We start from the raw sequence: 14,130 nt of genomic DNA, 5'->3' as shown, positions 1-14,130 counted from the left end.
CGCCCTTGATCAACTGGAGAAGCATCCATGCCCTCGATACGTTTACCCGCCCTGCTCGCCGCCGCCTTTGCCGCCGTGGTGAGCTTTTCCGCCCAAGCCGCCCCCAGAGACCATTTCAGCGTGTGCTGGACGATTTATGCCGGCTGGATGCCGTGGGAGTACGCCGGCAGCCAAGGCATCCTCGACAAGTGGGCCAGGAAGTACGGCATCAAGATCGACATGGTGCAGCTCAACGACTACGTCGAATCCATCAACCAGTACACCGCCGGCCAGTTCGACGGCTGCACCATGACCAACATGGACGCCCTGACCATCCCCGCCGCCGGTGGCGTGGACAGCACCGCGCTGGTGGTCAGCGACTTCTCCAACGGCAACGATGGTGTGGTCATCAAGGGCATCGGTAAGACCGTCGCCGACCTCAAGGGCATGAACGTCAACCTGGTGGAACTCTCGGTGTCCCACTACCTGCTGGCCCGTGCCCTGGAGTCGGCCAACCTCACCGAAAAAGACCTGAAAGTGGTCAACACCTCCGACGCCGACATCGCCGCCGCCTTCAACACCGACCAGGTCAAGGCCGTCACCACCTGGAACCCGATGCTCTCGGAGATCAAGGCCAAGCCCGGCGTCACTGAAGTGTTCGATTCCAGCAAAGTGCCCGGCGAAATCATGGACATGATGGTGGTCAACACCCAGACCCTCAAAGACAACCCCAAGCTGGGCAAGGCGCTGACCGGTGCCTGGTTTGAAGTGGTCGCCTTGATGAACGCGAAAAACGCCGCCAGCACCGACGCCCTGGAACACATGGCCAAGGCTTCCGGCACCGACCTCAAGGGCTTCCAGTCGCAACTGGACACCACCAAGCTGTTCGCCACGCCCAAGGAAGCCCTGGCCTTCGCCACCAGCGCGCAGTTGCCCGCCACCATGGGCAAGGTCGCCGAGTTCTCGTTTAAACACGGCCTGCTGGGTGAAGGTGCCAAAGACACCAACGCCGTGGGCATGAGCTTCGCCAACGGCGTGACCCGCGGCGACACCGCCAACCTCAAGCTGCATTTCGACCCCAGCTACGTACAGATGGCCGCCGACGGCACGCTGTAAGAGGACCCGGCCATGCGCCTGATCAACCGCCACCCGGAACGCTCCAGTCGCCTGCTGTTGGTGCTGCTGCCCTTCGCTTTGTTGCTGTTCGCCTACTTCGTGGGCTCGGCCGAGCGCCTGGCAGACAACCCCAACGACAAGCTGCTGCCCAGCGCCGCACAAATGGGCGACGCGGTGAAACGTCTGGCCTTCAGCGCCGACGCCCGCACCGGTGAATACGTGCTGTGGCAAGACAGCGCCTCAAGCCTGCGCCGCCTGGCGATAGGGCTTGGTATCAGCGCCCTCGCCGGCCTGTGCCTGGGCATCGCTGCCGGGACCTTGCCGTTGTTTGGCGCACCGTTGTCGCCGTTACTGACGGTGCTGTCGATGGTGCCGCCGCTGGCGATCCTGCCAATCCTGTTCATCGTGTTCGGGCTGGGGGAATTGTCGAAAGTGATGCTGATCGTGATCGGCATCACCCCGGCCCTGGCGCGGGACCTGGAACAGCGGGCGCGGGAAATTCCCGTCGAGTTGCTGGTGAAGGCGCAAACCCTCGGCGCCTCCACATGGACCCTGATGCTGCGGGTGGTGCTGCCGCAATTGCTGCCGCGCTTGCTGATCTCCCTGCGTTTGATGCTGGGCTCGGCGTGGCTGTTCCTGATCGCGGCCGAGGCCATCGCCTCCACCGACGGTCTGGGCTACCGGATCTTCCTGGTGCGCCGCTACCTGGCGATGGACGTGATCCTGCCCTACGTGGTGTGGATCACCCTCCTCGCCTGGCTGATGGACTGGGGCCTCAAGGCCCTGACCCGGCGCGCGTTCCCCTGGTACGAAGGAGCGCGGGCATGAGCTTTATCAGCGTCAACAATGTGTGGCAGCGCTATGGCGATCAGGTGGTGTTGGAGCGCCTTAACCTGCACGTGGCCGAAGGCGAATTCTGCACGTTGGTCGGCACCTCGGGTTGCGGCAAATCGACCTTCCTTCGCCTGTTGCTGGGGCAGGAAAGCGCCAGCCATGGCGAGATCCTGCTGGACGGTAAACCTCTGGCCGCCGAACCCGACGCCAGCCGTGGCGTGGTGTTCCAGCGCTACTCGGTGTTCCCGCACCTGACGGTGCTGAACAACGTTGCGCTGGGCCTTGAATTGCCGCGCTCGCCGTTGCTCGGGCGCCTGTTCGGCAACGCGAAAAAACAGGCACGGGAACAGGCAGCAGCCCTGCTGCATAAAGTCGGTTTGGGCCATGCCCTGGACAAGTACCCGGCACAGCTTTCCGGCGGCATGCAACAGCGGCTGGCCATCGCCCAGGCACTGATCATGAAGCCCCGCGTGCTGCTGCTGGACGAACCCTTCGGCGCTCTCGACCCGGGCATTCGCAAAGACATGCACCTGCTGTTGCTGGAGCTGTGGCGCGAAACCAGGCTGACGGTGTTCATGGTCACCCACGACCTGAGCGAAGGCTTCAGCCTCGGCACCCGCTTGCTGGTATTCGACAAGGTGCGCCTCGACCCGCACGCCCCCGGCGCTTACGGCGCCCGCATCACCTACGACATCCCTTTGAACAGCGAGCGCCGCAAGGCGATCGCCGCCGAACTTGAGCCACTTCCAAATGACCGACTCGACTCAATTGTTCCCATCCTTCGCCGAGGAAATGCTCCCCGGCGGCGGCCACCGCTCCTTCGTGCTCAAGCGCGGCCAACTGCTGCGCCTCACCGACATTCGCGGCGGCGCCAACGTCAGTCTGACCCTGCTCAATGCCAATGAAAAAACCGAGCGCCTTAACCTGCCCGACAGCCTCAAATGCCAACACACCGCCAAGCTCACCAGTGGCCATTGCCTGTACTCGGACATGGGCCGCGTATTGGCCGCCATCACCGCCGACACCTGCGGCTGGAGTGACAGCATCGGCGGCGTGTTATGCGCCTCCGAGGTCGCGGAAAAATACGGCAAAGGCCGCTATCAAGAGCTGCGCAACGGCTTCTACCGCAACGGCACCGACAACCTGCTGGTGGAGTTGGGCAAGTGGGGCCTGGGGCTGTCCGACCTGCTGATGACCCTCAACCTGTTCAGCAAAATCACCGTGGATGACGCCGGCACGCTGCACTTTGCCGAAGGTAATTCCAAGGCCGGCGACTACATCGAACTCTACGCACCGATGGACACACTGGTGGTGCTCACCGCCCTGCAACACCCCATGGACCCGAACCCCGAGTACGCGCCGCAGCCGCTGAAACTCAGCTGGATGAACGCCGACCCAAGCGTCGCCGAACACTGCCGCACCTCGCGCCCGGAAAACGAGCGCGGCTTTATCAACACTGACCGTCTGTTCGCCTGAGGACCTGCCATGTCTATCGCACTCGCCAACCAACCGGACGCAGCCGTGTACCGCGCGACCATCCCCGCCGGCGAACCCTGGCTGATGGAAGTCAAGGCCGGCCAGACCTTGCGCATCCTTGACCTTGAAGGCAACCAGGCCGTCGACACGCTGTTCTACAGCCTGAAAAACCCCAGGGAACGCTACGACGTGCAGCGCACCTTGCGCCGGCAAAACAGCGTGTACCTGAGCACCGGCAGCGTGCTGTATTCCAACCTCGGCCAGCCGATGCTGACCATCGTCGACGACACCTGCGGGCGCCATGACACCCTCGGCGGCGCCTGCGCCCAAGAGAGCAACACCGTGCGCTACGCCCTGGAAAAACGCTACATGCACAGCTGCCGCGACAACTACCTGCGGGCCTGCGCCCACGATGGCCGGCTGGGTAAAAGCGACATCGGGCCGAACATCAATTTCTTCATGAACGTGCCGGTGACCGCCGAGGGCGGGCTGACGTTTGAAGACGGGATTTCCGCCCCCGGCAAATACGTCGACCTGCGGGCCGAGATGGACGTGATCGTACTGATCTCCAACTGCCCGCAACTGAACAACCCGTGCAACGGCTACAACCCCACCCCGGCGGAGTTACTGGTATGGAACTGAAAATGAAGCGGTTGCGTCAGTGGTTATTCGCCCTGTGCCAGGCTCGCGCCGGGCAGTGCCTCCGAAAACGCTGATGATCACCTGTGGGAGCGGGATTGTGTGGGAGCGGGCTTGCTCGCGAAAGCGGCGTATCAGGCGACTGATGTATTGACTGAACCACCGCATTCGCGAGCAAGCCCGCTCCCACACTCCACCTCCCACACTGACTGCATGCGCTCCGGACGACCGCAGCGCCATCCACATTTGCGGGACGGCCCGCATCCCAGGACAAGGCCGAGCATGCATCGGCCTGCGGGGTTTTGCCATGTTCGAAAAACTGTTGATCGCCAACCGTGGCGCCATCGCCTGCCGCATCCTGCGCACCTTGCGCGAGCTTTCGGTCAAGGGCGTGGCGGTGTATTCCGAAGCCGATGCCGCCAGCCTGCACATCCAGCAAGCCGACGAGGCCTACAGCCTGGGCGAAGGCGCGGCGCCCGGCACCTATCTGTCGGTGGAGAAAATCCTCGCCACGGCCAAGGCCTGTGGTGCCACCGCGATCCATCCCGGCTATGGCTTTCTTTCGGAAAACGCCGCCTTCGCCGAAGCCTGCGAAACAGCGGGCATCGCCTTCGTCGGCCCGACGCCGGAGCAGCTGCGAGTGTTCGGCCTCAAGCACACCGCGCGCGCGTTGGCCAAGCAGCACAACATCCCGCTGCTGGAAGGCACCGAGCTGCTCAACAGCCTTGACGCTGCACTGCTGGCCGGCGAAAGCGTGGGCTATCCGATCATGCTCAAAAGCACGGCGGGCGGCGGCGGTATCGGCATGCGCGTGTGCAACAGCGCCGATGAATTGCGCGACTGTTTCGAGGCAGTCAAACGCCTCGGCCAGAACAACTTCAGCGACGCCGGCGTGTTTATCGAAAAGTACATCCAGCACGCCCGGCACCTGGAAGTGCAGGTGTTTGGTGATGGCCGTGGCGAGGTGATTGCTCTCGGTGTGCGCGATTGTTCGGTGCAGCGGCGCAACCAGAAAGTGCTCGAGGAAACTCCTGCGCCGAACTTGCCCGACGGGATGGCGGATGAGCTGTGCCACGCCGCAATCACCCTGGCCAAGGCCGTGAATTATCGCAGCGCCGGTACCGTGGAATTTATCTTTGATAGCGCCGATGGCCGCTTCTATTTTCTGGAAGTGAACACCCGGTTGCAGGTGGAACATGGCGTCACCGAGCAAGTGTGGGGCGTGGACCTGGTGCGCTGGATGGTGCAATTGGCCGCCGGAGAAATGCCGCCGCTGAGGGAGCTGGACTTGAAGCCCCACGGCCACGCGATTCAGGCGCGCCTGTACGCTGAAGACCCGGGCCGGGATTTTCAGCCGAGCCCGGGGCTTCTGACCTGTGTGGATTTCCCGGTTGCTGAAGGCCTGCGCGTCGACACCTGGGTGGAGGCCGGTTGCGAGATCCCGCCCTATTTCGACCCGATGATCGCCAAGCTCATCACCTGGGCGCCGACCCGCGAACAGGCGCGCCTGGATCTGCATCAGGCGTTGAGCAACAGCCAGCTGTACGGCGTGGAAACCAATCGCGACTACCTGCGCCAGATCCTGCTCGCCGCACCGTTCGCCAGTGGCCGGCCGTGGACGCGCTGCCTTGAGGATTTGGTCTACCGCGCAGATACGTTTGAGGTACTCAGCGCCGGTACGCAAACCAGTGTTCAGGACTATCCGGGGCGCCTCGGTTACTGGGCCGTAGGCGTGCCGCCGTCGGGGCCGATGGACAGTCGCGCACTGCGTCTGGGTAACCGCCTGCTGGGCAATGCCGAGGGGACTGCCGCGCTGGAAATCACCATGAGCGGGCCAATGTTGCGCTTCAATTGCGCGGCAGTGGTGGCGGTGACCGGGGCGGACATTGCGCTGCGGTTGAATGATGAAGTGGTGCCAATGAACACTGCGCTGCTGGTGCCGGCGGGTGCGACCTTGAGCCTGGGCACCATCGCCGCGGCCGGTGCGCGCAGCTACCTTTGCCTGCGCGGCGGGCTGCAGGTTCCGGATTATCTGGGCAGCAAAAGTACCTTCACGTTAGGACAGTTCGGTGGGCATGGCGGACGGGCTCTGCGGGCGGGTGATGTGTTGCACTTGCTGCCGTTGGAAGACGTCAGTTGCGGCAACACCTTAGTGCCTGAACCGCTTGCCGAAGTGCGAACATTGCGGGTGATCTACGGCCCTCACGGCGCGCCGGAATACTTCAAGCCTGAGTACATCGAGACGTTCTTTGCCACCCAATGGGAAGTGCATTTCAACTCCAGCCGCACCGGTGTGAGGTTGATCGGGCCGAAGCCATTATGGGCGCGTACGGATGGGGGTGAGGCGGGATTGCACCCGTCCAACATTCACGACAATCCTTATGCAATCGGTGCGGTGGATTTTACCGGAGACATGCCGGTGATCCTCGGCCCCGACGGCCCGAGCCTGGGTGGGTTTGTGTGCCCGGTGACGGTGATCGAGGCGGACTTGTGGCAGCTGGGCCAGCTCAAGGCGGGTGACAAGATCCGCTTCACTCCCGTCGACATCAAGACCGCCCGAAACCTGGCCCTGAACTGGAATCAAGTGTGGGAGCCGGGCTTGCTCGCGATGCAGGCAACTCGGTCCGACAGGCAAACCGAGGCGATGCTTTCGCGAGCAAGCCCGCTCCCACATTTGATTGAGTCGCCTGTGGTGTTGGAGGTTGGCAGTGACGACACCCGCCTGGTCGCCCGCCTCGCCGGCGACACCCACCTGCTCCTGGAAATCGGCGCCCCGGAACTCGACCTGGTCCTGCGCTTTCGCGCCCACGCCCTGATGCAAGCCTTCGAAACCCGAGCCCTGCACGGCGTCATCGACCTGACACCCGGCATCCGTTCCCTGCAAATCCACTACCAGCCCGAACAACTGCCCCTCGCCGACCTCCTGGCGTTGATCACCACCGAATGGCACGCCGTCTGCGCCAGCCAAAACCTGCAAGTGCCGTCGCGCATCGTCCACCTGCCACTCTCCTGGGACGACCCCGCCTGCCAACTGGCCATCGAAAAATACATGACCACCGTGCGCAAGGACGCCCCGTGGTGCCCGAGCAACCTGGAGTTCATCCGCCGCATCAACGACCTGACCGACCTCGACGAAGTGCGCCACACCGTGTTCGACGCGAGCTACCTGGTGATGGGCCTGGGCGACGTCTACCTCGGCGCGCCTGTAGCCACGCCGCTGGACCCGCGCCACCGCCTGGTCACCACCAAGTACAACCCGGCACGCACCTGGACTGCAGAAAACTCCGTGGGCATCGGTGGCGCCTACCTGTGCGTGTACGGCATGGAAGGCCCCGGCGGTTATCAGTTCGTCGGGCGCACCTTGCAGATGTGGAACCGCTACCGGGAAGTCGCCGCGTTCGATGGCAAACCGTGGTTGCTGCGCTTCTTCGACCAGATCCGCTTTTACCCGGTGAGCGCCGATGAGTTGGTGCAGATACGCCGGGATTTTCCCCTTGGGCGGTTTGAACTGAGTATCGAACACAGCCAGTTGAACCTGACGGACTACCAGGCCTTTCTCGCGCAGGAAGCTGAGAGCATTGGCGCGTTTCGCGGGCAACAACAGCGCGCGTTCAACGCCGAACGCGAACGCTGGATCGCCAGCGGCCAGGCGCATTTCGACAGTGAGGAACTCGCGGCGCCATTGGGCGAAGACACGCCGTTGCAGGCCAACGAATACAGCATCGACAGCCACATCGCTGGCAATCTCTGGCAAGTGCAGGTGAGCGCGGGTGAACGCGTGGCAGCGGGTGATGTGCTGGTGATTCTGGAGTCGATGAAAATGGAAATCCCGGTGCTCGCGCCGTTCGCCGGCACCGTGCGGGAAATTCCCGTGCAGCCAGGCAGCGGCATTGGCGCCGGGCAGCGGGTGGTCGTGCTGGAGCGTGATTTGCAATAACGCCTCGGGGCTGTATCGTGCAAGGCACACCGGGTTTCACCGGGACCTTGTCCGATACAGCCTGAACCGACCGATGACCACGCCAACCCTCTGCCCCGCCTGCGGCGCCCGCAACGACTGCGCCCTGGCCGACCCGCGCACTGCCGACCAAGCGTGCTGGTGCTACAGCGTCAGCATCGACCCTGCGGTGCTTGAAGCCTTGCCGCCGGAACTGCGCAACAAAGCCTGCCTGTGCCCGCGCTGCGCCCAGGTGGACGAGCAACTGCGCGGGAACGAGCGGTCGTAATGCGCATAGACCGTTTCCTCAGCAACCTGCCTCGATTCAACCGCAAGCAAGTACGCCTGTTGCTGGTGGAACGGCGGATTACCGTCGATGGCCAATTCGTCAGCGATCCGCATCACCCGGTCAGCGAGTTCAGTCGAGTGCTACTGGATGACGAAGTGCTGCAAGCCGGCAAACCCGCGCGCTACTTCATGCTGCACAAACCCCAGGGCTGCGTCAGCGCCACCTCCGACCCGCAACACCCCACCGTGCTCGACCTGCTGGATGAACCGGACAATCACGAGTTGCACATCGCCGGCCGCCTGGATTTCAACACCACCGGCCTGCTGCTGATCACCAACGACGGCCAATGGTCGCGCCGCCTGACCCAGCCGCAAACCAAATTGCCCAAGGTCTACTACGTCGAGACCGAGCAGGACATTGGCCCGGAATACGCCGCCACCTTCGCCGCCGGCCTGTACTTCGCGTTTGAAGACCTCACCACGCAGCCGGCCGAATTGGAGCTATTGGGCCCCAGAACGGCGCGCCTGAGCATCATTGAAGGGCGTTATCACCAGGTGAAGCGCATGTTCGGGCACTTCGACAACAAAGTGACCCGCCTGCACCGCGAGCGCATGGGGCCACTGGCATTGGACTCAACCCTTGCCCCAGGCCGGTACCGGGCGCTTACGGACGCTGAAATCCAACAGGTCTGATGACCGTTCAGCCGATGATGGCAAAAAACCACGCCATCGACTGGCGAACTGGCATCCCTGATGCTTGAATCAACCGAGCCAGCCGCAATCTGACTGGCGAGTCACCCCTACCTACAAGAAACACTTTGCCCGTCCGCACGCTTGATCTGCGGGCACCTCACGGCAAATTGCCCGCCATAACAACACCCGTCGGCCAGCCAGTACCGGATCGACATGGGCCCTCACTTCCAGGCGTATGCCTACCTGTCACAAAGCTCGTGCAGAGTGATCTGCGCGCATTACCCGCTTGCCAGGAGTCTTACGACATGAGGCCAGAAATCGCTGTGCTGGATATACAGGGTCAGTATCGGGTTTACACGGAGTTCTATCGCGCGGACGCAGCTGCCAAGACCATCATTCTGGTCAACGGCTCAATGGCCACCACTGCGTCTTTCGCCCAGACCGTGAAAAGCCTGTACCCGACGTTCAACGTGGTTTTGTACGACCAGCCCTACGCCGGTCGCTCAAAAATCCACAACCGCCACGAGCATATGCTGACGAAAGAAGTCGAGGGCCAGATCCTTCTGGAGCTCATCGACCACTTCACCGCCGAACACGTGCTGTCCTTTTCCTGGGGCGGCGCCGCGACCCTCGTCGCCCTCGCCCACCGCCCGCGGCGTGTGGAAAAGGCCGTGATCAGCTCGTTCTCCCCGGTAATCAACGCCCCGATGCGCGACTACCTGGAGCGCGGCGTCGACTACCTCGGCAACCTCGACCGCGACCGCGTGGGCCACCTGGTCAACAGCACCATCGGCAAACACCTGCCGTCGCTGTTCAAACGCTTCAACTACAAACACGTGAGCAGCCTGGCCGAGCATGAGTATGGGCAGATGCACTTTCACATCAGCCACGTGCTCAACAGCGACCGGCTGTGCTACCTCAAGGCGGCGAAGCAAATTGATATTCCGGTGTTGTTTTTGAACGGTGAATGGGACGAGTACACCAGCGCCCAGGATGCCAAGCTGTTTGGGCAACATATTGCGAAAAGCAGCTTCGGCACGATTCAAGCGACCGGGCACTTTCTGGATATGGAGCACAAGGCCGCGTGCCGGGATAGCCGAGAGGCGTTGATGGGGTTTCTGAGGCCGGAGCAGCAGCCGAGCCGGTTGCGGTATCACGCGCCACAGCCACAGCATGCGTTTGCCGTATGAGCGGTGGGGTTGTGGGTGGGCTGGATTTTCCAGGGGATCCGCCTGCCCACGACCGACCGTTGGCACGTAAAACACAGAATTTTCGAAGAAAAACTTCAAATCCTTGAGCACATCTGGTACAAAGTCAGCCGCTCTGAGCGGGTATAGTTTAGTGGTAGAACGAAAGCTTCCCAAGCTTTAGATGAGGGTTCGATTCCCTCTACCCGCTCCACTCAGATTTTGGTCCCGCGTCAGGATGGTTTTGACGGGGGATGTGTAAAAAAACCGGTCCTTGGTGGCCGGTTTTTTTATGGGCCGAATTTGGACATTAAGCGGTCGAATCAGGCTCATTCAATCGCCTGATAGACCTTCTTCCCGCCAACCCAAGTCTGCAGGACGCGTGTCCTCCAGATGTCCGCCGGGCTGACGGCAAAAATATCCTGATCAACCAGGATAAAATCGGCCCATTTTCCGGGCTCAATACTGCCTTGGGTAGCTTCTTGATGGGCTGCATAAGCTGCATCCAGCGTAAATGCACGGAAAGCCTCGAAGAGGGTCATGGCTTGCTCAGGGTGCCATCCAGCTAAGGGATTGCCCTCATGATCCGAGCGAGTTACGGCAGCATGTATGCCGTAGAACGGATTGGCGGATTCGACAGGAAAGTCTGATCCTGCCGCAATTTTTGTCCCCTGGTTAAGCAGAGTGCGCCAGGCATAAGCCCCCTTGATCCGTTCGACACCCACCCTGTCCTCAGCCATATTCATGTCGCTGGTAGCATGTGTAGGCTGCATCGATGCGATCAGCCCTAGATCGATAAAGCGAGGTATCTGCGCCACATCGACAACCTGCGCATGCTCGATCCTGTTACGCAAGGCGCGCCCACCGACTGTGGCGTAGGTCTGCTCAAAGCTATCCATGACCTGCTTGATGGCAGCATCACCGATGCCATGCACATTAGCTTGAAAGCCGGCTTTCAGTACCGACTCAATCTTGTGCCTCATCTCCTGCCGGCTTTCAAAAAGCAACCCCTTGTTGGTTGGGTCGTCGGCGTATGGCTCAAACAGCGCCGCACCACGGCTTCCCAAAGCGCCATCGGCATAAAGCTTGACGCTACGAATGGTAAGACGATCATCGCCGTAGCCGATCAGAGGGCCGTCCTGGGACAACACCGCGAAATCATCCCCCGCACCGTTGATCATCGAGTAGACCCGTAACGGAAGCCGGCCGTGATCGGCAAAGCCGCGCATCGTCTTGATCATCTGCCTATCAGCACCTGCATCGTGCACAGATGTCAGGCCTTGTGCATTGAGATGCTCCAACGCAGCCTGCAGCGCGAGCTCTCGCTCCTGCTCGTCAGGCTGCGGAATAATATCTGCGATCAGCCCCATAGCGGCGTCGATAAATACACCTGTCGGGTTACCTTCTGCATCCCGTTCGATACGTCCGCCTTTCGGATCAGGCGTGTCCTTAGTAATACCCGCCAGTTGCATCGCCTTGGTATTAGCCCACCCGGCATGGGCATCCACCCGAATTAGCCACACTGGGCGATCGACAACGACCTTATCTATTTCGGCAGCCGTCGGAAAACGCTCCAACTTCCAGGTGACCTGGTTCCAGCCTGAGCCAGTCAGCCAACGGGCGCCGGGGTGCGCTGCAGCGAATACCCTAAGCCTCTCCTGCGTATCAACCAGTGTTGGAGAGCCCCGTAAAGCGATGCTTCGAAGGGACTCTCCAAGCCATTTGATATGGCCGTGCGCATCGGTCAACCCAGGCAAGAGGGACGCACCCTTACCATCAATGCGCGTCGCCAATGCATGCTTACCAGCAAGATCGGCCGCCATACCGACGGAAATCACTTTGCCCGATGCATCAAAGGCCAAGGCATCAAAGCGCATCAGACCGTCTCCACTCACGGTATAACCACGCACATTTTCCATAATCGTTGGCTCCGCCCGGACGTGCCCCGCCAGCGACAGGAACATAGCCACCGGGATCAACGCCTTGGGCTGAGTTTTGATACACATCAGCAGCTGTTCAAACGCGGCAAGCATCGAGCCGAGCGTGAGGCTTGTAAATGCTGATGAGGGCAGACTCGGTTTTTCTCCTGAAAATCGTGTAGTCATGATTTCCTCCTGTAAGAGGTCACGTCATGCGGTCAGAAAGAAGGTTATAAAAAAGGGCGCTAACACCGTCAGAATCAAACCACTCATGAGAGCAGTAGGCAGCGTGTCGCAGTGGCAGGTTTGGCGCACGATCGGTAACGTCGAGTCCAGAGCGGTTGCCCCAGCGGCGGCAATACCGACCTTTGGGTGGAAACCACCGACCAGATACAGTAAAGCGATCGCGATCAGTTCACGGCCCAGGTCTGCTAGCAATGCCGTAGCGCCATGAATTTCTCCGGACAGCCCTCCGACCAGGACGCTGGATAGCGTGAACCATCCAAATCCCGTCGAGAGTGCCAGGAGCAAACGGATATCTTCGCCAGTGATGAAATGAACCGCGTAGGCTCCCAATATTGAGCCAATGACCACGGCAATCGGAACGCTTAGAACGCCCCATGAGATCCAGTCACGACCTAACTTGATGCTCGACAAGTCGAGTCCCACCAAGAAGATCAGTACCATTAACATCACGTTGCTGGGCGGAAGCCACAAGCTTCCAACGGTGGATTCTGCATATGTGAACAACACGCCCAAGGCCACCATCAGCAGCGCAATACAGCACTCTTTCAGAGGAGCAGCAGCGCCATGCATATCGAAACTGGCAGCCCTGCCTGGTTCTCGTCCAGCCCCCCTCAAAGCCACCAAGCCCAGCAGCAGCATGCAAGGCACCACTGTTGTTGCGACGGCGACAAGCGAAGATATCTTGAGCACATACCCAACCGCATCCAGCGAAGAAACCACTTCGCCGAACTCAGTGCCTATCAGAAAAAGTAGCCCCCATACCAAAGGGCTGATCAGACTGACCAATCGCGCAACAGCTTTATCCGAGAACAAGAGTTTGCTCGATAGAAGGCCTATTCCCAACGCAATCAAGATGGGCAATATCGAGCTCAACGCCTGCACCGTCATATCCTCTGAATGGTTGGCGAGAAATCAACCAAAACAATACAACGCTCACAGACTCCGGGAGAGGCGTCGTCAAGTTTCTTGATCGGGCTTATGTAATGCGAAACCTTCGGATCATGAACGACAAAACTATCGAGAGGCTCTGAAAGGGTGAACTCCGCCAAAATCTGACTTGCCCGCGCGTCCTCGAACAGCATGTTTCGGATTTCCGGATGCCCAATAAAATTGATCCCACCCGTCATGTTCGAAGAACGGTAGATCAAGTGCGCAAACGTGAAGGGCTCTCCATCCTGGTGAAAAAAGTTTGGTGAGCTTATACCTGGCTGATCTGAACTCGCGGACGTGAGTTTTACAAAATGCACCCCAAAATAGATAGGAAGGGGCTGGCCAGGATGCTCCCAGAACGTCAGGGAAAAATCTTCATCGATCAGGTCGAGTAGTACGCGATTGTTTTTTACCGCATCACTCAACGCGTGAAAGTAGCGAATATTTGCGTGATCCGGATTGTTACCGCCTTGGTCGTAACCTGCGCGTCCGTGGCCTGCCCCATCTTTGACGATTGGCAACCAGTGGCCTTCATGCGTGTCTTGCCAGGGAAGAATGACTCCGTTGCCATACCGTCGAAACCTGTTTACTCCAGGCGGGGCGTACTCATCCGGTTCCAACTGTTCAAACTCTCGACGTAATTCTGCGAGTTCATCGACGCAATGAGTCTGGCTCACACGAGGCATGTAATGCAGATATCCATCTTCTGCTAAGGCACTTCGAGGCATGGTCATTCCTCCTTGGTTTGATGCCATCAAACATAGGCAATCACCGTGGAGAACTTCAATGGAGGCGCGAACAACGAGAAGTGTCTTACAACGACGTCGGACGCTAATGGGGAGAGGGGGAACGAATCTTTTTACTCGGCATTACTGACGCAGTACTACGC

General features: G+C 60.3%; 11 protein-coding genes, 1 tRNA gene and 1 pseudogene. 10 read left to right on the top strand and 3 right to left on the bottom strand.

Features of this window, described 5'->3' with window-relative positions; translation table 11 throughout:
* Nucleotides 1-27: 27 nt before the first annotated feature.
* The 10 genes and pseudogenes from NVB75_RS27120 (at nt 28) to NVB75_RS27075 (ending at nt 10,360) form a co-directional block, all read left to right on the top strand.
* Nucleotides 28-1,095, top strand: a complete 1,068-nt coding sequence (locus NVB75_RS27120; RefSeq protein WP_258344131.1) for a putative urea ABC transporter substrate-binding protein — start codon at nt 28-30, stop codon at nt 1,093-1,095.
* Nucleotides 1,096-1,107: 12 nt separating this feature from the next.
* Nucleotides 1,108-1,923 (top strand): ABC transporter permease, encoded by an 816-nt coding sequence (locus NVB75_RS27115; protein ID WP_017479272.1) that lies wholly within the window; start codon nt 1,108-1,110, stop codon nt 1,921-1,923.
* Nucleotides 1,920-2,678, top strand: a pseudogene (locus tag NVB75_RS27110) (ABC transporter ATP-binding protein); the annotation flags it as partial. The gene NVB75_RS27115 and the pseudogene NVB75_RS27110, both read left to right, overlap by 4 nt.
* 1 nt (nt 2,679) lies before the next feature.
* Nucleotides 2,680-3,405 (top strand): urea amidolyase associated protein UAAP1, encoded by a 726-nt coding sequence (locus NVB75_RS27105; RefSeq protein WP_258344130.1) that lies wholly within the window; start codon nt 2,680-2,682, stop codon nt 3,403-3,405.
* Nucleotides 3,406-3,414: 9 nt separating this feature from the next.
* Nucleotides 3,415-4,047: an urea amidolyase associated protein UAAP2 gene (locus NVB75_RS27100; RefSeq protein ID WP_258344129.1), complete on the top strand. Its 633-nt coding sequence runs from the start codon at nt 3,415-3,417 to the stop codon at nt 4,045-4,047.
* A 304-nt stretch (nt 4,048-4,351) separates the two neighbouring features.
* Nucleotides 4,352-7,981: an urea carboxylase gene (uca, locus tag NVB75_RS27095; RefSeq protein WP_258344128.1), complete on the top strand. Its 3,630-nt coding sequence runs from the start codon at nt 4,352-4,354 to the stop codon at nt 7,979-7,981.
* A 73-nt stretch (nt 7,982-8,054) separates the two neighbouring features.
* Nucleotides 8,055-8,267 (top strand): cysteine-rich CWC family protein, encoded by a 213-nt coding sequence (locus tag NVB75_RS27090; RefSeq protein WP_063032670.1) that lies wholly within the window; start codon nt 8,055-8,057, stop codon nt 8,265-8,267.
* Entirely contained in the window at nt 8,267-8,959 is a 693-nt protein-coding gene (locus NVB75_RS27085; protein WP_258344127.1) for a pseudouridine synthase, read from the top strand. Before NVB75_RS27090 ends, NVB75_RS27085 begins: the two co-directional genes overlap by 1 nt.
* Nucleotides 8,960-9,264: 305 nt before the next feature.
* The gene (locus NVB75_RS27080) at nt 9,265-10,149 is read left to right on the top strand and encodes an alpha/beta fold hydrolase (RefSeq protein WP_258344126.1); all 885 of its coding nucleotides are present in this window, start codon (nt 9,265-9,267) and stop codon (nt 10,147-10,149) included.
* A gap of 137 nt (nt 10,150-10,286) precedes the next feature.
* Nucleotides 10,287-10,360: transfer RNA gene (locus NVB75_RS27075), tRNA-Gly, on the top strand.
* Between the two features lie 115 nt (nt 10,361-10,475).
* Here NVB75_RS27075 and NVB75_RS27070 read toward each other — a convergent pair.
* Genes NVB75_RS27070 through NVB75_RS27060 form a run of 3 tightly spaced genes read right to left on the bottom strand, consistent with a single transcriptional unit; the run spans nt 10,476 to nt 13,969 of the window.
* Nucleotides 10,476-12,251 (bottom strand): amidohydrolase, encoded by a 1,776-nt coding sequence (locus tag NVB75_RS27070; protein WP_258344125.1) that lies wholly within the window; start codon nt 12,249-12,251, stop codon nt 10,476-10,478.
* A 24-nt stretch (nt 12,252-12,275) separates the two neighbouring features.
* On the bottom strand, nt 12,276-13,199 hold the full coding sequence (locus NVB75_RS27065) for a lysine exporter LysO family protein (RefSeq protein ID WP_258344124.1): 924 nt from the start codon (nt 13,197-13,199) through the stop codon (nt 12,276-12,278).
* A complete protein-coding gene (locus tag NVB75_RS27060; RefSeq protein WP_258344123.1) occupies nt 13,196-13,969 on the bottom strand; it encodes a 2OG-Fe dioxygenase family protein in 774 nt (257 codons plus the stop codon). Before NVB75_RS27060 ends, NVB75_RS27065 begins: the two co-directional genes overlap by 4 nt.
* Between the last annotated feature and the right edge of the window lie 161 nt (nt 13,970-14,130).

This window comes from Pseudomonas sp. CBS, from assembly GCF_024734645.1.
Classification (GTDB): domain Bacteria; phylum Pseudomonadota; class Gammaproteobacteria; order Pseudomonadales; family Pseudomonadaceae; genus Aquipseudomonas.
The sequence above is the reverse complement of the archived record's forward strand: the minus strand, read 5'-3'. Positions and strand labels throughout refer to the sequence as shown.

Excerpts from the sequence above, each read along its gene's own strand:
- NVB75_RS27070 (WP_258344125.1), bottom strand. The coding sequence starts at position 12,251 with ATGACTACACGATTTTCAGGAGAAAAACCGAGTCTGCCCTCATCAGCA.
- NVB75_RS27065 (WP_258344124.1), bottom strand. The coding sequence starts at position 13,199 with ATGACGGTGCAGGCGTTGAGCTCGATATTGCCCATCTTGATTGCGTTG.
- uca (WP_258344128.1), top strand. The coding sequence starts at position 4,352 with ATGTTCGAAAAACTGTTGATCGCCAACCGTGGCGCCATCGCCTGCCGC.
- NVB75_RS27115 (WP_017479272.1), top strand. The coding sequence starts at position 1,108 with ATGCGCCTGATCAACCGCCACCCGGAACGCTCCAGTCGCCTGCTGTTG.
- NVB75_RS27090 (WP_063032670.1), top strand. The coding sequence starts at position 8,055 with ATGACCACGCCAACCCTCTGCCCCGCCTGCGGCGCCCGCAACGACTGC.
- NVB75_RS27100 (WP_258344129.1), top strand. The coding sequence starts at position 3,415 with ATGTCTATCGCACTCGCCAACCAACCGGACGCAGCCGTGTACCGCGCG.
- NVB75_RS27105 (WP_258344130.1), top strand. The coding sequence starts at position 2,680 with ATGACCGACTCGACTCAATTGTTCCCATCCTTCGCCGAGGAAATGCTC.
- NVB75_RS27085 (WP_258344127.1), top strand. The coding sequence starts at position 8,267 with ATGCGCATAGACCGTTTCCTCAGCAACCTGCCTCGATTCAACCGCAAG.
- NVB75_RS27080 (WP_258344126.1), top strand. The coding sequence starts at position 9,265 with ATGAGGCCAGAAATCGCTGTGCTGGATATACAGGGTCAGTATCGGGTT.
- NVB75_RS27120 (WP_258344131.1), top strand. The coding sequence starts at position 28 with ATGCCCTCGATACGTTTACCCGCCCTGCTCGCCGCCGCCTTTGCCGCC.
- NVB75_RS27060 (WP_258344123.1), bottom strand. The coding sequence starts at position 13,969 with ATGCCTCGAAGTGCCTTAGCAGAAGATGGATATCTGCATTACATGCCT.